The 17,472-nt window shown below is 68.5% G+C and carries 17 protein-coding genes and 1 pseudogene; 6 read left to right on the top strand and 12 right to left on the bottom strand.

What is annotated here, in order from left to right; genetic code table 11:
• Positions 1 to 170 precede the first annotated feature (170 nt).
• Positions 171 to 3,719 carry a hybrid sensor histidine kinase/response regulator gene (locus tag ABIE41_RS10310; protein ID WP_192644378.1) on the top strand — a complete coding sequence of 1,183 codons (3,549 nt, stop codon included), beginning with the start codon at positions 171 to 173 and terminating at the stop codon, positions 3,717 to 3,719.
• Positions 3,720 to 3,744: 25 nt separating this feature from the next.
• On the opposite strand, the gene ABIE41_RS10305 is transcribed toward ABIE41_RS10310, so the two are convergent.
• On the bottom strand, positions 3,745 to 5,001 hold the full coding sequence (locus ABIE41_RS10305) for a class I SAM-dependent methyltransferase (protein ID WP_192644377.1): 1,257 nt from the start codon (positions 4,999 to 5,001) through the stop codon (positions 3,745 to 3,747).
• A gap of 213 nt (positions 5,002 to 5,214) precedes the next feature.
• Between ABIE41_RS10305 and ABIE41_RS10300 the strand changes: the two genes are divergently transcribed.
• Entirely contained in the window at positions 5,215 to 5,628 is a 414-nt protein-coding gene (locus tag ABIE41_RS10300; protein ID WP_192644376.1) for a DUF2177 family protein, read from the top strand.
• Here the strand turns inward: ABIE41_RS10300 and ABIE41_RS10295 are convergent.
• Genes ABIE41_RS10295 through ABIE41_RS10280 form a run of 4 tightly spaced genes read right to left on the bottom strand, consistent with a single transcriptional unit; the run spans position 5,625 to position 8,711 of the window.
• On the bottom strand, positions 5,625 to 6,650 hold the full coding sequence (locus ABIE41_RS10295) for an SAM-dependent methyltransferase (RefSeq protein ID WP_192644375.1): 1,026 nt from the start codon (positions 6,648 to 6,650) through the stop codon (positions 5,625 to 5,627). The genes ABIE41_RS10300 and ABIE41_RS10295 overlap by 4 nt on opposite strands.
• A gap of 8 nt (positions 6,651 to 6,658) precedes the next feature.
• Positions 6,659 to 7,465 carry a DUF1295 domain-containing protein gene (locus tag ABIE41_RS10290; RefSeq protein ID WP_192644374.1) on the bottom strand — a complete coding sequence of 269 codons (807 nt, stop codon included), beginning with the start codon at positions 7,463 to 7,465 and terminating at the stop codon, positions 6,659 to 6,661.
• Positions 7,462 to 8,091 carry a ChrR family anti-sigma-E factor gene (locus ABIE41_RS10285; RefSeq protein ID WP_192644373.1) on the bottom strand — a complete coding sequence of 210 codons (630 nt, stop codon included), beginning with the start codon at positions 8,089 to 8,091 and terminating at the stop codon, positions 7,462 to 7,464. Before ABIE41_RS10285 ends, ABIE41_RS10290 begins: the two co-directional genes overlap by 4 nt.
• Entirely contained in the window at positions 8,088 to 8,711 is a 624-nt protein-coding gene (locus tag ABIE41_RS10280) for a sigma-70 family RNA polymerase sigma factor (RefSeq protein ID WP_354191879.1), read from the bottom strand. The genes ABIE41_RS10285 and ABIE41_RS10280 overlap by 4 nt, the downstream gene beginning before the upstream one ends.
• Before the next feature lie 174 nt (positions 8,712 to 8,885).
• Between ABIE41_RS10280 and ABIE41_RS10275 the strand changes: the two genes are divergently transcribed.
• Together ABIE41_RS10275 and ABIE41_RS10270 are read left to right on the top strand one after the other, a co-directional pair.
• A complete protein-coding gene (locus ABIE41_RS10275) occupies positions 8,886 to 10,238 on the top strand; it encodes an NAD(P)/FAD-dependent oxidoreductase (protein WP_192644372.1) in 1,353 nt (450 codons plus the stop codon).
• Positions 10,235 to 11,038, top strand: coding sequence for a DUF1365 domain-containing protein (locus ABIE41_RS10270; RefSeq protein WP_192644371.1), 804 nt, complete (start codon positions 10,235 to 10,237; stop codon positions 11,036 to 11,038). The genes ABIE41_RS10275 and ABIE41_RS10270 overlap by 4 nt, the downstream gene beginning before the upstream one ends.
• Positions 11,039 to 11,130: 92 nt before the next feature.
• Here ABIE41_RS10270 and ABIE41_RS10265 read toward each other — a convergent pair whose 3' ends face one another.
• The 7 genes and pseudogenes from ABIE41_RS10265 to pdxH form a co-directional block, all read right to left on the bottom strand.
• Positions 11,131 to 12,003: a hypothetical protein gene (locus ABIE41_RS10265; protein WP_192644370.1), complete on the bottom strand. Its 873-nt coding sequence runs from the start codon at positions 12,001 to 12,003 to the stop codon at positions 11,131 to 11,133.
• A 197-nt stretch (positions 12,004 to 12,200) separates the two neighbouring features.
• Positions 12,201 to 12,524: a hypothetical protein gene (locus ABIE41_RS10260; protein WP_354191878.1), complete on the bottom strand. Its 324-nt coding sequence runs from the start codon at positions 12,522 to 12,524 to the stop codon at positions 12,201 to 12,203.
• Positions 12,525 to 12,564: 40 nt separating this feature from the next.
• The gene (locus ABIE41_RS10255) at positions 12,565 to 12,861 is read right to left on the bottom strand and encodes a GNAT family N-acetyltransferase (protein ID WP_192644369.1); all 297 of its coding nucleotides are present in this window, start codon (positions 12,859 to 12,861) and stop codon (positions 12,565 to 12,567) included.
• 135 nt (positions 12,862 to 12,996) lie between these two features.
• Positions 12,997 to 13,266 (bottom strand): hypothetical protein, encoded by a 270-nt coding sequence (locus ABIE41_RS10250; RefSeq protein WP_192644368.1) that lies wholly within the window; start codon positions 13,264 to 13,266, stop codon positions 12,997 to 12,999.
• Between the two features lie 216 nt (positions 13,267 to 13,482).
• Positions 13,483 to 14,391 (bottom strand): TIGR02301 family protein, encoded by a 909-nt coding sequence (locus ABIE41_RS10245; RefSeq protein WP_354191877.1) that lies wholly within the window; start codon positions 14,389 to 14,391, stop codon positions 13,483 to 13,485.
• Between the two features lie 15 nt (positions 14,392 to 14,406).
• Positions 14,407 to 15,184 (bottom strand): annotated as a pseudogene (locus tag ABIE41_RS10240) (SDR family NAD(P)-dependent oxidoreductase).
• 14 nt (positions 15,185 to 15,198) lie between these two features.
• On the bottom strand, positions 15,199 to 15,813 hold the full coding sequence (gene pdxH, locus ABIE41_RS10235; protein ID WP_354191876.1) for a pyridoxamine 5'-phosphate oxidase: 615 nt from the start codon (positions 15,811 to 15,813) through the stop codon (positions 15,199 to 15,201).
• A gap of 127 nt (positions 15,814 to 15,940) precedes the next feature.
• Here pdxH and ABIE41_RS10230 point away from each other — a divergent pair, with 127 nt between their 5' ends.
• The gene (locus ABIE41_RS10230; protein ID WP_192644365.1) at positions 15,941 to 16,402 is read left to right on the top strand and encodes an RT0821/Lpp0805 family surface protein; all 462 of its coding nucleotides are present in this window, start codon (positions 15,941 to 15,943) and stop codon (positions 16,400 to 16,402) included.
• Positions 16,403 to 16,538: 136 nt separating this feature from the next.
• A complete protein-coding gene (locus ABIE41_RS10225) occupies positions 16,539 to 17,453 on the top strand; it encodes a DnaJ C-terminal domain-containing protein (RefSeq protein WP_192644364.1) in 915 nt (304 codons plus the stop codon).
• Positions 17,454 to 17,472: the final 19 nt, after the last annotated feature.

Here is a 17,472-nt window from a genome sequence, read left to right as displayed (position 1 = left end):
AGCGGTATTTGGTTCCATGCGTCGGGGCATGAAACCTCTGCCGTCGCTTGCAAAAAACGAATTCCCTCCCGTTCCGGCAATGCTCTAGAAGTCTCGTGCCCGACATCGCCTCCGCGGTGGGGCTCGCACCGGATTCCGCCCGGCGCGATGGCCCTGAATGGCGGATCCGCATGCCCGACGCCGACCCTGCCCCGGTTCTCCAGTTCCTCAAGGGCGACAGCGAGCTCGCCGGGCTGATCGCCCGGTTCGACTGGTCCGCGACCACGCTCGGTGCCATCGAGACCTGGCCCGCCACCGTCCGCTCGGTCGTCGGCATGATCCTGCATTCGCCGCTGCCGATGGTGACGCTCTGGGGCGAGCCCGGCATCATGATCTATAACGACGCCTATTCCGGCTTCGCCGGCGCGCGCCACCCGCAGCTGCTGGGCTCCGAGGTCCGCAAGGGCTGGCCCGAGGTCGCCGATTTCAACGACCATGTCGTCAGCACTGTTTTCCGGCAGGGCCGCACGCTCTCCTACAAGGACCAGGAACTGACCCTGAACCGCGGCGCAGGCCCGGCACAGGTCTGGATGAATCTCGACTATTCTCCGATCCTCGGCGACGACGGCGTCCCGCTCGGTGTCATCGCGATCGTCGTCGAGACGACGGAGAAGGTCACGGCGGACCGGCAGCTGCGCAACGAGCGTCTGCGGCTGCAGCAGATGTACGAGCAGGCGCCCTCCTTCATGGCGATGCTGGAAGGGCCCGAGCACCGCTTCACCCTCGTCAACGAAGCCTATCAGGATCTGATCGGCCGTCGCGACGTGATGGGCAGGACGGTTGCCGAAGCCCTCCCCGACGCCGCCGAGCAGGGCTATGTCCGCATCCTCGACGACGTCTTCGCCAGCGGCGTGGCCTATCGCGCCTCGGGCGCGCGCTTCCAGGCGCGCCATCCGGATGGCGGGCCGTCCTATACGCGCTTCGTCGATTTCGTCTTCCAGCCCATCGCCGACGCTTCGGGCACGGTCACCGGCATCTTCGTCGACGGCATCGATGTTTCGGACCGCATCGTCGCGCAGGAAGCGATCCGCGCCAGCGAGACGCAGTTCCGCACCTTCGCCCAGGCGATGCCGAACCATGTCTGGACAGCGCCTGCCGACGGCCGGCTCGACTGGTTCAACGAGCGCGTGACCGAATACAGCGGCCGCGAACCCCAGGAACTGCTGGGCGAGGCCTGGATCGCCATCGTCCATCCCGACGATCGCGATGCCGCGGTCAAGCTGTGGCAGGAAGCGCTGACCTCCGGCGACCGCTACGAGACCGAGTTCCGCATCCGCAGCGCGGCCGGCGAATTCCGCTGGCACCTCGTCCGCGCTGTGCCGATCCGCACCGGCGAGGGCGAGATCATCCGCTGGATCGGAACCAACACGGACATCCACGAGCAGAAGCTCGCCGAGGTCGAGACCACGCGGGACCGCGACCGGCTGTGGAAGCTGTCGCAGGAGCTGATGCTGGTCTGCGACTACGAAGGCCTCGTCACGGCGGTCAATCCCTCGGCCGAACGCCTGCTCGGCTGGACCGAATGCGAGATGGTGGGCCGCCCCCTCGCGGACTTCGTCCATCCCGACGACCTCGACAGCACGGCCGCCGAGGTCCTCAAGCTCTCGCATGGCGCCACGACGCTGGCCTTCGAGAACCGCTATCGCTGCCGGGATGGCAGCTACCGCCTGCTCGACTGGACCGCCGTACCGGATGACGGGCGCATCCACGCCATCGGCCGCGACATCACCGAAGAGCGGCGCGCCACCCGCGACCGCGACCGGATCTGGAACCTCTCGCCCGTGCTCAAGGTCGTCGCCGCGCGCGACGGCACCGTGACCGCCGCGAACCCGACATGGACAAAGGTCCTCGGCTGGTCCCCCACCGAGACCATCGGCCGGACGATCCTCGATTTCGTCGAGGCGGCAGATCGCGAGGCGGCTGCCGCGCGCCTCGCCCGGCTCGCCGAGGGCGCCCCGATCATGTCCTCCGAAAGCGTGATCCTGACCGCCGATGGCGGCCGGCGCCGGATCGCCTGGACGAGCGTGCCCGACGGCGACACGATCTACGCCTTCGGCCGCGACATCACGGCGGAAACGGAAGCCGCCGCCGCGCTGGCCAGCAGCGAGGCCGCCCTGCGGCAGGCCCAGAAGATGGAGGCGATCGGCCAGCTCACCGGCGGCGTCGCCCATGACTTCAACAACCTCCTGCAGGTCGTCAGCGGCAACCTCCAGCTCCTCGCCCGCGACGTAGCCGGCAATGAGAGGGCGGCCCGCCGCATCCAGAACGCGATGGAGGGCGTGGCCCGTGGGTCCCGGCTCGCCTCGCAGCTGCTGGCCTTCGGACGGCGCCAGCCTCTGGCGCCCAAGGTCATCAATCTCGGCAAGCTCATCCGCGGCATGGACGAGATGCTGCGGCGCGCGCTCGGCGAGACGATCGAGATCGAGAGCGTCGTCGCCGGCGGGCTCTGGAACACGCTGGTCGACCCCAGCAATGTCGAGAACGCCCTGCTCAATCTCGCTATCAACGCCCGCGACGCCATGGAGGGCCGCGGCAAACTGACGATCGAGGCCGGCAACGCGGTGCTCGATAGCATTTATGCCCGCGCCCATCCCGATGTCACGCCGGGCCGCTACGTCATGCTCGCGGTCACCGACACCGGCTCCGGCATCCCGCCCGAGATCGTCGACAAGGTCTTCGATCCCTTCTTCAGCACCAAGCCCGAGGGCAAGGGCACGGGGCTCGGGCTCTCCATGGTCTACGGCTTCGTCAAGCAATCCGGCGGGCATGTGAAGATCTACAGCGAGCCCGGCGAGGGCACCACGATCCGCCTCTATCTGCCCCGCTCGGCCGAGGGCGAGGACGAGCTCGTCACCCTGGATTCAGGCCCGATCGCCGGCGGTACCGAGACCATCCTCGTCGCGGAAGACGACAAGGGCGTTCGCGAGACGGTCATCGAGACGCTGACGGATCTCGGCTATCGGGTCCTGCAGGCGCCGGATGCGAAATCGGCGCTCGCCATCGTCGAGAGCGGCATCCCGATCGACCTGCTCTTCACCGATGTGGTGATGCCGGGCCCGATGAAGAGCACGGAACTCGCGCGCAAGGCGGTCGAGCGCCTGCCCGGGCTGAAGGTTTTGTTCACCTCGGGCTACACCGAGAATTCGATCGTCCATGAGGGACGGCTCGACGAGGGCGTCGAGCTGCTCAGCAAGCCCTATTCGCTGGAGCAGCTCGCCCGGAAGGTGCGCCACCAGCTCGCCAATGCCGCGCAGCAGCGGCAGGCGACCGAGCTTCCCCCGGCCGCGGAGCCGGCTCCGGCACCGGTCGCGGAGCGCAAGCTCTCGATCCTGCTCTGCGAGGACGACGCCCTGATCGCCATGGCGACCGTCGACATGCTCGAGGATCTCGGCCACTCGGTCATCGAGACGGGGCTGGCCCGTGACGCGCTCGCCATGCTGGACAAGGCGCATGTCGACATCCTGCTAACCGATGTCGGTCTGCCTGACATGCCGGGAACGGTGCTCGTCGCCAGGGCGCGCGAGAAGCGACCGGACCTGCCGGTGGTCTTCGCCACCGGGCATTCGCGCGTCGAGGGCGTCGAGATCGACGACAGGACTGCGCTGGTGGTGAAGCCCTATCAGCCGAGCCACCTGGCAGCCGCGGTCGCGAAGATCGCAGCGCTGCTGGGCCGCGGCTGAAGTACGCCCGGTCGCGGCCGCCGCCTCAGGCGACGGCCTTCGCCTTGCCGTCGCTCACGGTGATCGCGAACAGGCCGACATCGGTGGCCGCGCTGCGGAAGCCGCCCTCGCAATAGCAGAGATAGAACTCCCAGAGCCGGCGGAACGGCTCGTCGAAGCCGAGCGGGCGGATCGACTGCCACTGCACCAGGAAGCGCCGGCGCCATTCCTGCAGCGTCAGCGCGTAGCTGTCGCCGAAGCTGAAGCGGTCGGCGAGGTTCAGTCCTGCCGCGGTGATCTGCTCGTTCATGGCGCTGTGCGACGGCAGCAGCCCGCCCGGGAAGATGTAGTGCTGGATGAAGTCGGCGCCGCTCGCATAGGAGGCGAAGCGGCTGTCTTCGATCGTGATCGCCTGCAACACGATGCGGCCATCCGGCTTCAGGCAGTTGCGCAGCGTCGCGAAATAGGCGGGCCAGAACTCGCGGCCGACCGCCTCGATCATCTCGATCGAGACGATGCGGTCGAACTGGCCGGTCACGTCGCGATAGTCCTGCAGCCGCAGATCGACCTGCTCGGCAAGGCCGGCATCCGCCAGGCGCTTCTGCGCATAGGCCAGCTGCGACGGCGAGAGCGTGATGCCGGTGACATGGCAGCCTTCGCGCGCCAGCCGCTCCGCCAGAGCCCCCCAGCCGCAGCCGATCTCCAACACGCGCTCTCCGCCCTTGAGCTGGAGCCGCTCGACGATCAGGTCGAGCTTGGCGGTCTGGGCCTGCTCGAGCGTCTGGCCGGGCTGCGTGTAGAGCGCCGAGGAGTAGGTCATGCTCTCGTCAAGCCACTGCGCATAGAAGGCATTGCCGAGATCGTAATGGGCGGTGATGTTGCGCTTGCTGCCGCGGCGCGTATTGGCGCGCCCCAGATGCAGCATCCGCGTCAGCAGGCGGGCCGGCCAGCTTCCCGAGATCAGGGCGCGCAGCGTGTGGTCGTTGACCGCCGCGAGCTCGATCACCGCCGTCATGTCCGGGCTGCTGAAATCGCCGTCGCAATAGGCGCGCGCGAAGCCGATATCGGCTTGCAGCACGAGCCGGCGGATCGCCCGCCAGCGCTTGAGCACGATCACCGCCTCTGGTCCGGGCTCCGGCGCCTGTTGCACGATCACCGACCCGTCGGGCGTCACAACCGTCAGTCGGCCCCGCGCCAGCCGCGCCATCAGCTTCGCCAGGAAGGCTCGCGACAGTCCTAAGCTCCAATCGGTGCCGCTGCGTGCCCGACGATCCTGAGGCTGCTGCCGTACTTCATCTGTCATCGCCAGTGTCCGACCGTTTCCGCTGGAACGCCACCCCGGTCCGAACGTTGGAGGCAGGGGCTTGCTGCCACGCATCCTTCGCCGTTGGTGGTTTTGTGACTCCATACGCTGCGACACGGCAAACAGATTTGCGAATGCAGACTTGAACCCGTCCGGGACGCGATCTGCAGCCCCGACCTCGACGTATCACGACGACACAATCCGGAGAGCAGAATGACCTTCCTTGCAGGCTACCTCGTCTTCCTGCTCGTCTTCGGGGTGATCGATGTGATCTGGCTCTCGCTGATGGCGGGGGCGCTCTACCGGCCGGCTTTGGGCGATGCCCTGCTGGAGAAGATCCGCTGGGTGCCGGCCCTGCTGTTCTATTTCGCCTTCCCGGCCGGGCTGATCCATTTTGCGCTGATGCCCGCCCTGGCTGGCGGCTCGGCGATGGCGGCCTTCGTCAACGGCGCCCTGCTCGGCCTGCTGGCCTACGGAACCTACGACCTCACCAACTACGCCACGCTCCGGCGCTGGACGCTGGGTATCACCATGGCGGACCTCGCCTATGGCAGCCTGGTGGCCGGCGTGTCGACGCTCGCCGCCTATGCCGGCGTCGTGACGATGCGCGGCTGGGGGTGGCTCTAGGCCGGCTTCAGCCGGTAATGGCCGACGCCCCAAGAGTCGCCGCCCGCATAGCCGAACAGCCCGCTGGTCGCGAGGAAGAACAGCCGCCAGCGCCGGCGCCAGAGCGCCGCGTCCGCGCCATAGACCTGGGACAGGATCGGGTCGATGACCGGGAGATTGCGGTCGAAATTGACGAGCCAGTCCTCGGCGGTCCGCTGGTAATGCTCGCCGCTCCAGTGCCATTCCGACTCGACGTCGAATAGCTCCGGGAAGCCATGCACGAGGCGCCGGCTCGGCATCAGCCCACCGGTGAAGAAGTGCTGCGCGATCCAGTCCGACTTGTCCTCGACATCGAAGCGGTAGCAGGCCGAGCGGTGGGTGAAGACATGCAGGAACAGCCGTCCCTCCGGCTTCAGCCAGCCGCGCGCACGCGAGAGCAGCTCGGTCCAGTTCGCCATATGCTCGAACATCTCGACCGACACGATGCGATCGAAGCCGCCCAAGGTCGAAAAGGCGTTCATGTCCGCGGTGACGACCCGCAAATTGGAGAGCCCACGCGCTGCGATCTCGCCTTCGATGAAGGCTCGCTGCGAGGCGGAGTTGGACACCGCGAGGATTTCGGCGCTGGGCAGCTTCTCCGCCATGAACAGCGACAGCGAGCCCCAGCCGCAGCCCAGTTCGAGGATGCGCTGCCCGTCCTGCAGATCGGCATGCTCGAGCGTGAGTTCGAGCGCGCGGACCTCGGCCTCGTCCAGCGTCGTCTGAGCCGTCTCGTAAAAGCAGGACGAATATTTGCGCCGGGCGCCGAGCACGGCCTGGAAGAAGGCGGCGGGCACCTCGTAATGCTGCTCATTGGCGGCGTCTGCATGCTGGGCGATGGGGTAGTTCCCCATCGACGCGACGAAGTCGCTGTCAGGCAGGGCGTCGCCCTGCTGCAGCTTGCGGTCGGTGCGGCCGACCAGCGTCGCGATCCCGGCACGGGTGACGAAATCCGGAAGCGGCAAACGCTCGCCCCAGTTGCCCAGGTGGTCGAGTATCGTCATCGGAAACCTCAGCCGGCGGCCGGAGGCCAAGGCAGCAGGGCGCTGGTCCGCCGCTGATAGGCCCGGTAGGCGTCGCCATGCTTGGCGACCATGTGCTCTTCGAGCGGCGGAATGCCGGAGATCCGCGTCAGGAGCAGTGTCATCGCGAGCGGTGCGAGCAGGGCGACGAAGCCGAAGCCATAGCCCGACGCCGCAATGGCGATCACGGGATAGGCGCTCCACAGCACGCATTCGAAGAAGTAGTTCGGATGGCGCGACCACGCCCAGAGCCCTTCGTCGCAGATCCGGCCCTTGTTGGCGGGATTACGGGCGAAGGCCCGCAACTGCCGGTCGGCAATGGCGCCGCCCCCGACGCCGATGGCGAAGACCAGCACGCCGACGAGATCCTGCAGGCCGAGCGTCGGCGCGGGATGATGCGCCGCCAGCACGATCGCGATCGCCAGCGGCGTGCTCGCGAGGGCCTGCAGCATCAGGAAGCGAAACATCTGGCGGTCTTTGTCGGCCCCCCAGTCGCGCTTCAGCTTGGCGTAGCGCGGATCGTCCGAGATGCCCCGGGTGCGCGAGGCGACATGCAGCCCCAGCCGCAGCGCCCAGGCCGCAGCGAGCCCTGCAACGAGCAGGCGGCGCGACATCGGCCCCGCACCGAAGGGCAGCAGGGCGCCGACCATACCGGCTGTCCCCAGACCGAAGGTCCAGACCGAGTCGATCCAGCCCGAATTGCCGGTGCGCCGCTCGACCAGCCAGGCTCCCGTCATCGCCACGACCATCACGACTGCGACGGTCGCCAGCGCGAGCAGGAACGAAAGCGCCGTCACAGCCGCACCAGCGGTTGCAGCAGCCGGCCGAGCCAGCCCCGGAACTGCACTTCACCCGTCAGCGCGACGATGCAGGTGCAGCCCTCCACGGCATCGACATGGGGGTGGTGCTCGTGGTTCTCGTTCGCCTCGTCGAAGTCGCCGCGGGCAAACCGGCCATATTCGTGCTCGTAGGCGCCGGACAGGATCGTGGTCCACTCATGGCCGCTATGGCGATGCTCGGGCAGCCGCGTTCCGGGTGCCGCGCGCAGCATGAAGACGCGCGCTTCGGCACCGGGGACATTGACGCGGCGCAGCGCCACGCCGAGCCCGATCGGCTGCCAGCGGCCGAGCTCGTAGGGCTGCAGCACGCGCGGGAGTCCCCGCTCAACCGGCCGGACCGGGGCCGGTACATCGCGCCCCTCCCGCTCCAGTCGAGCCAGCGCGTCCTCCGCCGAGGTGAGCATCGGCACGGCTTCGCCGGTGGCCAGAACCCCGCCGCCGACCGCCTCGATCTCGCGCAGCGCCCTTGCGGCGGCGGCATTCATCTCGACATGCGCCGCGACCACGAGCGACATGCCTTCGTCGAGCCGGCCTGCGGCGAAGCCGGCCAAGGTCTCGTCCGACGGGAGATGCCGGGCGTTCATCGCAGATCCTCCAGATGTCGGCGCAGATGCGCCATGGCCAGTCTTAGCCGCGACTTCACCGTTCCGAGCGGGATCGAAAGCTTGTTGGCCACGTCCTGGTGGCTGAAGCCCTCGAGGAAGGCGAGTTCGACGACTCTGTATTGCTCTTTGGACAGTCCCTTGAGCGCGACGCGAACCCGCGCGTCGCGTTCGGATCCGGAGAGCACGTCATCGGGCTGCTCCGGCCCCTCTTCATCCTCGAGGATGTCGAAGACCTGCGAGAGGCGCGAGCGCTTCTCCCGCCTTGCGTAATCGATCCTGAGATTGCGCGCGATCGTCGCAATCCAGGTGCTGGCGCCGGCCTTGGCGGGGTCGAACAGCGCCGCCTTGCGCCAGACCGTCATCAGCGTTTCCTGCGCCAGCTCCTCCGCCAGATCCGGCGGAGTGCCGCCCCGCATCAGCAGCCCTTTTACACGCGGCGCGAAATGGTCGAACAGTCGCGCGAAGGCTTGGCGGTCGGCGGAAGACGCGATGGCCTGAACAAGGGCGTCTGCATCCATGGGGACGGTGATCGAACCTCTCCGCACCCCGGCCGGAACCGAGGCTCGTGACTTTTGTCCTGTTGCGGGCGTTGCGAACATGGCCCTTCTACGCGGCCCGTTCGCATCTGGATCAGAACGCCAGCCGCGAATGCCATCTCCCTCCCGGGACGGTGGCTGGAGGACCGGCTACCATTCCCTGCCCTAAGGATAAAGACTGAACCGTTTGGGACGGCCGGTCGTAACCCTTCGGTCTGCCGCGACAAAGGTCGGTTCATGCACGGCTCCTTTCCCCAGCCCCTCCGTATCGCCGTCATTGGCTCCGGTATCTCGGGGCTCTCAAGCGCCTGGCTGCTGTCGCAGCGACATGACGTCACGCTTTATGAGAGCGCGCCGCGGCTGGGCGGGCACGCCAACACGGTCGATGTCGCGCAGCGCAGTGGCGGGGATGTCCCGGTCGACACCGGCTTCATCGTCTACAACGAGGCGACCTATCCCAACTTCACCGCGCTGATGGCCCATCTGGGCGTTGCCACCAAGGCGACCGAGATGTCGTTCGCCGTCTCGCTCGACGAGGGCCGGCTGGAATACAGCGGCACCAGCCTGTCGGGCCTGTTCGCCCAGCGTCTCAACCTGCTCAGCCCGCGCTTCTGGTCGATGCTGTCAGACCTGCGCCGCTTCTATGCCCAGGCGACGCGGGACGCGCAGTCTTCGGCGCTCGCCGGCCAGTCGCTCGGCGATTATCTCGATGCCGGCCGCTATGGCCAGGCGTTCCGCGAGGACCACCTTCTGCCCATGGCGGCTGCGATCTGGTCGGCCCCCTGCAACGAGATGCTGTCCTACCCCGCGGCCGCCTTCATCCGCTTCCACCACAATCACGGCCTGCTGAAGCTGACCAATCGCCCGGTCTGGCGCACGGTCGATCGCGGCAGCCGCTCTTATGTCAAGCGTCTGCGTGAGGCGTTTCGCGGTGACATCGTGCTGGGCAACGCCGTGCGGCAGGTGACCCGCCTCGAGAGCGGCGTGAGCGTCGAGACCGTGGATGGCGAGGTACGCGGGTTCGACCACGTCGTGCTGGCGACCCATGCCGACCAGGCGCTGGCGATGCTCGCCGATCCCTCGGCCGAGGAGACGACTCTGCTGGGCGCGTTCCGCTACAGCTGCAACCGCGCCATCCTGCACACCGATGCGACGCTGATGCCGCGCCGCCGCAACGCCTGGGCGAGCTGGAACCATCTCGGCGAGCGCAGGGCGCCGGACGCACCCTGTGCCGTCACCTACTGGATGAACCTGCTCCAGGGTCTCGAAACCGAGCAGCCCCTCTTCGTCACCCTCAACCCGCCGCGCGATCCGGCCCCTGGCACGGTGCTGCGCGAGGAGATGTACGAGCACCCGATCTTCGACGGGCCGGCCCTGGCCGCGCAGGAGCGGCTCTGGTCGCTGCAGGGCGGCCGGAACACCTGGTTCTGCGGTGCGCATTTCGGCGCCGGCTTCCACGAGGACGGCCTGCAGGCCGGCCTCGCGGTCGCGGAGGATCTCGGCGGTCTGAAACGCCCCTGGAACGTGGCAGACGACTCCGGCAGGATCGTCCGCACGCCGGTGACGGCGGGGCTGGAACGCGCGGCATGACGACGGAGACCGCCTCGGCGCTGTATGTCGGCCGGGTGCGGCACCTGCGGTTTCGGCCGCGCCGGCACAAGCTCGCCTATCGTGTTTTCTGGATGCTGCTCGATCTCGACGAGATCGACGGCCTCGCGCAGCGGCTGCGCGTCTTCTCCCGCAACCGCTTAAATCTCTACGCCTTCCGCGATGCCGACTACGGCGACCGCACCGGCGCGCCCTTGCGCCCGCAGGTCGAGGCCCTGCTGCGCGAGGCGGGGCTCGATCCCGATGGCGGGCCGATCCGCCTGCTCACCATGCCACGCATCCTGGGCTACGCCTTCAATCCGCTCAGCACCTGGTTCTGCCACCGCCGCGACGGCACGCTGATGGGGATCGTCTACGAGGTGCACAACACCTTCGGCGAGACGCACAGCTATGTCTCGAAAGTCGTGGAGACGGACGGCCCGGTCGCCCAGGAAGCCCCGAAGCGCTTCCATGTCTCGCCCTTCATGAACCTCGCCATGGACTATCGCTTTGCGGTGGCGCCACCGGCGGCCACGATGTCCGTCTCTATCGACGGCTCCGACGCCGAGGGGCGGCTGATCGCGGCAACGATGAGCGGCGAGAGGCAGCCCATCTCCGACAGCGCGCTGCTCGGCCTCCTGGCGAGCCACCCCCTGCTGACGCTGAAGGTCACGCTCGCCATCCACTGGCATGCGCTGAGACTGGTGCTGAAGCGCATCCCGCTCGTCCGGCATTCGCCGCCGCTGCAACCGAACGTGACGCTCGGACACCCGCTTCCTGCACGCGAGACGGGGCGCTCCTAGCCGCAGCTGGGCCGTCGGCAGACCCCACGCGACGACACACGAAAAAGGGCGCCCGGAGGCGCCCTTTCGCTTGGTTCAATCGGAACCGAGGATCAGCGACCGCCGAAGAGGTCGATCTCCTCGTCGCGATGGCGGCCACCCAGCATCGCGGCGAGATACGCCGCCGCAGCACCGACCAGCAGCACGGCCGCCGTCAGGAAGGCGACGATGATGCCCGTGCGACGGGCCTTCTCGGCCGCCTGCTTGGCGGTTTCCTTGGCCTGGTTCAGGCCCGCATAGGCGTCGTCGATGCGCTTCTCGGCTTCGGCCTGCGGGATGTTCATCCGCGCCGCCATCCGCGAGGCGACATACTGGCGGTCGCCGGCGTCGAGGCTGCCATTCGCCAGGCTGCGCACGAGGATGCGCGAGGCTTCCTCCCGCTCGCCCTGCGTCGGCGGGGTGGCGCCGTTGGAGCGCATCACGGTGTCGAGCGCCGAGGCGAGCGGATCGGCCTGCTGGCTGACCAGCGAGGAGGCACCACTCGCAAGCGAGGCCGCGCCCGAGGCCGCCGTCCGCGCCGCGCCCATCAGGGAGGACGAGGTCAGGAAGGCGACGAGAAGCGCACCGACCGCCCAGACGACGAGACCGTGGGCTCCGTCGCGCACGCCGCGCTCATGCGCGCTGGCATCCCCGAGCGGCTTGCGCATGCGGCCGGCGAGATAGCCGCCTGCACCGCAGGCGGACACCGTGACCCACAGCGCCCAGAGGGCGCCGGCGATGGCGAGCGCCATCAGGCTGGTGGAGCGCCCCGTCTCGGCCGAGACGAGCGACAGGCCGATGGCGGAGCCGAAGGCGGCCATGATCGTGGAGATCGCGGCGGAGAGCACCGCTCCGCCGAGGATGGGGCTCCATTCGAGATAGGAGCCCGCCGCGGTTTCGGAACCGGGTGGTGAGACGACGACGACGTCAGTTGAGCCGAGCGACATGGCGGACCTCACCGGAGTCCGAGGAAGGACAGGATCGCGAGCACGACCACGACGAGACCGACGAGATAGATGATACTGTTCATGACAGCCCCCATTGAGCAGGCGCGCAAACGCCGATGCCCGCTCAACGAAACGGCCGGACAGAAGTTCCGCTCTCGACGCCGCGGGGCCGGCACGCAGCCACCGCGGCGATGGCGTTATGGGGAGCGCCGTCCCTGCCAGCTTTCGACGCGGTCGATGATCCACATTGTGAAGCGGGCCATCGGCCGCTGCAGAAAGGGAACGTCGGCCGCGATCAGCATCAGCCCGAGCGGCAGCATCCAGACGCCGAGCAGCGGCAGGAAGGAGAACACGCCGCCGAGGATCAGCAGGAGCCCGGCGGGCAGCCGCGCCCAGCGCGAAGCCGGATGCCGCAACCAGCGCAGCCCCGAGGCCAGGCGCGCCGGCAAGATTCGCTCCAGCCGCTTGAAGGCGGCGCGAAGCTCCTGCTGGGCGCTGAAGAGAGGCTGCGTCTGGCTCATCGTCGCTCTGTAGGGTTGAGGGGCTGGGCGGGACCGAGCCCTAATGGGCCAGCACTTCGGCGAATTCAGGGTGACGGCGCGCCCAGGTCGCGACGAAGGAGCAGGCCGGGACAATCCGGCGGCCGCTGTCGCGGGCCGATTCGAACAGGCCACGCACCAGCTGCGAGCCGATTCCCCGGCCTTCATGGGCAGCCGGCACTTCGGTGTGGGTAATGATCAGCCGGTCGCCGTCGCGCCGGAAGGATGCGAAGGCGGTGCCGCCGGGAAAGCTCATCTCGAAGCGGCCGGCGGCTGCGTTCTCGATGACGATGCCGGTCTGTCGCTCCTGCGCTGGCATGATAACTCCCGTCGCTCCGGCCGAGAATCGGCGCGGGTCCAGAACGGGATATGGGGCCGCGATCCCGGCCCGCAAGCGATGGATGGTCCCGGCCGCGCCTGCTGGACGGCTCAGGCGCGTGCCGAAACGGCTGCGCTAGTGGCGCGTCCCGTTGCTGAAGGCGCCGGTCCGGATCTTGTCGGCCAGCCCTTCGGCGAAGACGGCGGTGGCCTCCTCGCCATAGGTCTCGACGAGCGTGCGGAAGGCCGCGAACAACGCGGCATGGGCGAGCGCATCGCTGTCCAGCCCATCCTGCTGCGCCTCGGCGAAGGCGTCCTCGACATAACCATAGGCGACGCGCCGGGCGTCATGCGTATCCTCGACCGAAACCAGATCGAGCGGCAGATCGTCGGAGATGATGGACATGAAGGCGAGGACTCTACGGCTTGCTCGGATCGGCGTCTTGTCGCGCGGCGCTGGCGCTGATGTCGCAAATCGTGCCGGTTTGGGCGCGCTTCGCGAGGGATCGCGTTCAAAGCGACCATAGGGCGTGCCAGAGCGGCACGCTACTGCCCCCTTTCGAAAAGGTTAATGCCCGGAGCCAAATCGCGCGCAACGGCGAAGTTGGCGGGCGGCTGTCACCTATCCGCCATAGCGTCCGGCCAGCGAACGCGCGAGCCGTTCGCCCTCCGCCGCCAGGCGGGTCGAGGCCTCCTGGCTGCCCTCGGTGCAGGAGCGGTGGGTCAGCGAATAGGCGCGGAAACCCCGGTTATAGGCGCTCGTCAGCCTTTCGCGCCGCCCCGCACTGCGCCCCTCCGCCTCGACGAGCGCGGCCATGCGCTCGCGCCAGCCCTGCGCCTCCGACCCTGCGCAGAGCGTCCGCAGATAGGCGAGCGACCCCATGATCTCGGCGAGCTTCAGCAGTTGCGGCTCATAGGGAGGCGGGGGCGGCTCCGGCGCGGGGGGCGGCTCGGCCGGCTTGGCCGCGGCAGGCGCGCGCGGCTGTTGCGCGAACGCCGCCTGCGGTGCCGCGCCGATCAGCAATGCGAGCAGCCACAGTCCGGGCCACCTCATGCGGGCGCGTCCTCCCAGCAGGATGCGCTGCGCCCGCCGCACCACGTCGGCGAGCTCCCGCGTCGTGGCGAGCCCGCCGAGCTTGAGCGGGTCCGCCCACATCACGGCCCCCGCCTCCGGCCCCGGCGTCGGCTCGCCGGAAACCCATTCGCCGACGAAGGACGCGACCACGAAATGATGGGTGATCGCGCCGCTCTCGTCGCGCCCGAAGATCTCGACATGGCGGTTGAAGCCGAGGATGCGGGCGCTGACGCCCACCTCCTCCTCCAGTTCGCGCAGAGCCGCCTCTTCCAGCGTCTCGCCTGCCTCGACCTTGCCGCCCGGCAGCGACCAGAGCCGGTCGGCGGGCGGCTTGGTCCTGGTCGCGAGCAGCACCTTGCCCTCCTTGAAGACGGCGACCGATGCCGCCAGCACCGGGCGCGCCGGAGCCTTGCCCGGCGCCGGGAAGCGGATGACCTGCGCGCCGTCGCCGCTCATCTCAGCCGGCCCGGATCATACGTGCTGGCCGCCATTGATGTGGAGCTCCGCCCCGGTCACGTAGCTCGAGGCGTCGGTGCAGAGGAAATGGATCGCGCGGGCGACCTCCTCCGTCCGCCCGAGCCGGCCCAGCGGCAGCGTCGCGACGATCTTCTCGGTTCCGGGCGACAGGATCGCCGTGTCGATCTCGCCCGGCGAGATCGAGTTCACGCGAATCCCGAGCGGTCCGAAATCCGAGGCCATCTCGCGCGTCAGGCTGGCGAGCGCTGCCTTGGAGGTCGCATAGGCCGCCCCCGCGAAGGGATGGACTCGCGAGCCCGCGATCGAGGTGACGTTGACGATCGTGCCCTTCGCCGCCGTCAACTCGTCCAGCAGCCCGCGCGCCAGCATGATCGGCGCGAAGAAATTGACCTGGAAGACCTTGTGCCAGTCGTTGAACGAGGTCGTCGCCGCGCCGAGCCGCGCGCCCTTCGGCCCCTTCGGCGAGATGCCGGCATTGTTGACCAGCGCGTTGAGCTTGCCGCCCTCCGCCGCCCAGCCGCCGCTTGATTTCGGCGATGCCGCGCATCGTGTCCTCGGGGTCGCCGAGATCGATCTGGACATGATCGTCTGCCCCTGACGGCCAGGGGCACTTGTCCGAGAATCCCTGCCGCGAGCAGGACAGGATGCGCCAGCCCGCCATCGCGAACTGCATCACCGTGGCATGGCCGATGCCGCGGCTGGCCCCGGTCAGCAGCATCACCGGACGTTTGCCCGGCTCGGTCTTGGGAAAGTCGAATTTCGGCATCGCCATGGCGCTATCGATCCTCAGGGGTAAAGGCGCTCGCGCGTCCAGGGCTGGTCGACGGCGGGGCGGCGGAAGACGACACGATCATGCAGCCGGAATGCGCCGTCCCGCCAGAATTCGAGATAGACCGGGCTGATGCGAAAACCCGTCCAGTGCGGCGGCCGCGGGATCGTGCCGACGCCGAACTTCGCCGCCTGCAGGGCAACCGCCTTTTCCAGGGCGAAGCGGCTCTCGAGCGGGCGCGACTGCTGCGAGGCCCAGGCACCGATCCGGCTGTCGCGCGGCCGCGAGTTGAAATAGGCGTCCGCCATTTCGTCGCTGACCAGCGACACGGCGCCGCGGACGCGAACCTGCCGGCGCAGGCTCTTCCAGTGGAACAGCAGCGCAGCCTTGGGCTGCGCCAGCAGCTCGGTGCCCTTCTGGCTCTGGGTGTTGGTGTAGAAAACGAAATCCTCGCCGTCGCGGCCGTTGAGCAGGACCATGCGGCTGTTGGGCAGCCCCTCCGAATCGACCGTCGAGAGCGCCATCGCGTTGGGGTCGTTCGGCTCGCTCTTCTTCGCCTCCTCGAACCAGGTCTGGAACAGGCCGAAGGGGTCCTGCTCCTGGGTGAAGTCACCGCTCGTTAACTGTTCCACGTGTCTAATCCTCGACGAATGAAGCACTGCGTTTGGGCGAGCGCGAGCGGTGAAACCGGACCGATCCGAGGGACTATATAGGACAGGCTACGAGCCGTCCCAAAGCCATGTGCGGCGCAGCGGCGCCATGCGTGCGCTTGCCCTTGCCGGCGCGGTGCTCACCGGCCTCGCCGTCGCCGGCTGCTCGGTCTCATTCCCGATTATCGGCCTCTCCAGCAAGGCGGAGGACGAGATCGCCACGACATCCTCCATCCTGCCCGCCCGCGGCACCACCAAGCCCGGGCCCCTCGCCTCGCTCTCCTCCGAACTCGGCCCGGAGGATCTCCGCCGCGCCGAGGGCGCCATGGCCGTGGCGCTCGATCCGCAGGGCAACGGTGCCGCCGTCTCCTGGGACAACCCGCAGAGCAGCATGAAGGGCTCCTTCACCCCCGTCGGCGGCCCTTTCCTGCGGGCCGACGAGATCTGCCGCGCCTTCATCGCCCATGTCGCGACGCAGACCGGACCGCAGCGCCTGCAGGGCACGGCCTGCCGGCCCTCGGGCGGCGAATGGGCGGTCAAGGACATCGGCCCGTGGAAGGGCACCGGCTGAACCGGATCGTTCTGTCGAACTTGTCCGCCGGGCTGTTGCGCTCAGGCCACACCATTCCCAGATAAGGCTGCGAGATCAGGATACCCGCCGGCCCGCCTCCGGCGCGGCGGTCAGCAGTGCCACATGGGGTTCAGGAATGCGCGACCCGTACCAGATTCTGGGCGTCGCCCGCTCGGCCAGCGAGGCCGACATCAAGAAGGCCTATCGCCGCCGCGCCAAGGATCTGCATCCCGACCGCAATCAGGACGATCCCAAGGCACAGGACCGCTTTGCGGAGCTCAACGGCGCCTATGAGATCCTCGGCGACGAGGCCAAGCGCAAGCAGTTCGACCGCGGCGAGATCGACGGCGATGGCAAGCCGAAATTCTCCGGCTTCGAGGGCATGGGCGCAGGCCGCGGCGGCCGCGCCGGTGGCTTCGAGTTCAATTTCGGCCAGGGCGGACACCCCTTCGGCGCCGGCGGCGGCGCGAGCGCCGGCTTCGACCCGTCCGACATCTTCGGCTCCCTCTTCGGCGATGCCGCACGCCGCGCCGGCAAGGCCCGCCCCGAGCCCCAGAAGCCGCCGGAACAGAGCTTCACCCTCGAAGTGACGCTGGCCCAGGCCGTCGCGGGTGCGACGCGGCGCGTGCGTCTGCCGGGCGGCCGCGAGGTCGAGGTCACGATTCCCGAGGGCGTCGCCGACGGCAAGGTCATGCGCCTGCGCGGGCTCGGCCAGACGGACCCGTTCTCGGGCCAGACCGGCGACGTGCTGATGACCATCAAGGTCAAGCCGGATCCACGCTTCACCGTCGAGGGCGACGACCTGCGCACCCGCGTGCCTGTGCCTCTCGCGCGCGCCGTTCTGGGCGGCCCTGTCCACATCCCTACGCTGACGGGCGCAGTCGAAATGACGATCCCGCCCCTGACCGGAACGACGCGCTCCTTCCGCCTGCGCGGCAAGGGTCTCAAGGGCGAAGGCGACAAGCCCGGCGATCTCTTCGTCTCGATCGACATCGAGATGCCGGAAAGCGATGCGGAGCTGACGGCGCTGCTGAAGGCGCGGGTCGAGTGAGGCTGCGCGCATTGCGGGC

Source organism: Bosea sp. OAE506 (assembly GCF_040546595.1).
Lineage (GTDB): Bacteria > Pseudomonadota > Alphaproteobacteria > Rhizobiales > Beijerinckiaceae > Allobosea.
Note: the sequence above shows the minus strand (reverse complement) of the source record. Positions and strands in the feature narration are given on the sequence as shown.

Excerpts from the sequence above, each read along its gene's own strand:
- ABIE41_RS10310 (WP_192644378.1), top strand. The coding sequence starts at position 171 with ATGCCCGACGCCGACCCTGCCCCGGTTCTCCAGTTCCTCAAGGGCGAC.
- ABIE41_RS10305 (WP_192644377.1), bottom strand. The coding sequence starts at position 5,001 with ATGACAGATGAAGTACGGCAGCAGCCTCAGGATCGTCGGGCACGCAGC.
- ABIE41_RS10300 (WP_192644376.1), top strand. The coding sequence starts at position 5,215 with ATGACCTTCCTTGCAGGCTACCTCGTCTTCCTGCTCGTCTTCGGGGTG.
- ABIE41_RS10295 (WP_192644375.1), bottom strand. The coding sequence starts at position 6,650 with ATGACGATACTCGACCACCTGGGCAACTGGGGCGAGCGTTTGCCGCTT.
- ABIE41_RS10285 (WP_192644373.1), bottom strand. The coding sequence starts at position 8,091 with ATGAACGCCCGGCATCTCCCGTCGGACGAGACCTTGGCCGGCTTCGCC.
- ABIE41_RS10280 (WP_354191879.1), bottom strand. The coding sequence starts at position 8,711 with ATGTTCGCAACGCCCGCAACAGGACAAAAGTCACGAGCCTCGGTTCCG.
- ABIE41_RS10275 (WP_192644372.1), top strand. The coding sequence starts at position 8,886 with ATGCACGGCTCCTTTCCCCAGCCCCTCCGTATCGCCGTCATTGGCTCC.
- ABIE41_RS10270 (WP_192644371.1), top strand. The coding sequence starts at position 10,235 with ATGACGACGGAGACCGCCTCGGCGCTGTATGTCGGCCGGGTGCGGCAC.
- ABIE41_RS10265 (WP_192644370.1), bottom strand. The coding sequence starts at position 12,003 with ATGTCGCTCGGCTCAACTGACGTCGTCGTCGTCTCACCACCCGGTTCC.
- ABIE41_RS10260 (WP_354191878.1), bottom strand. The coding sequence starts at position 12,524 with ATGAGCCAGACGCAGCCTCTCTTCAGCGCCCAGCAGGAGCTTCGCGCC.
- ABIE41_RS10255 (WP_192644369.1), bottom strand. The coding sequence starts at position 12,861 with ATGCCAGCGCAGGAGCGACAGACCGGCATCGTCATCGAGAACGCAGCC.
- ABIE41_RS10250 (WP_192644368.1), bottom strand. The coding sequence starts at position 13,266 with ATGTCCATCATCTCCGACGATCTGCCGCTCGATCTGGTTTCGGTCGAG.
- ABIE41_RS10245 (WP_354191877.1), bottom strand. The coding sequence starts at position 14,391 with ATGAGCGGCGACGGCGCGCAGGTCATCCGCTTCCCGGCGCCGGGCAAG.
- ABIE41_RS10230 (WP_192644365.1), top strand. The coding sequence starts at position 15,941 with ATGCGTGCGCTTGCCCTTGCCGGCGCGGTGCTCACCGGCCTCGCCGTC.
- ABIE41_RS10225 (WP_192644364.1), top strand. The coding sequence starts at position 16,539 with ATGCGCGACCCGTACCAGATTCTGGGCGTCGCCCGCTCGGCCAGCGAG.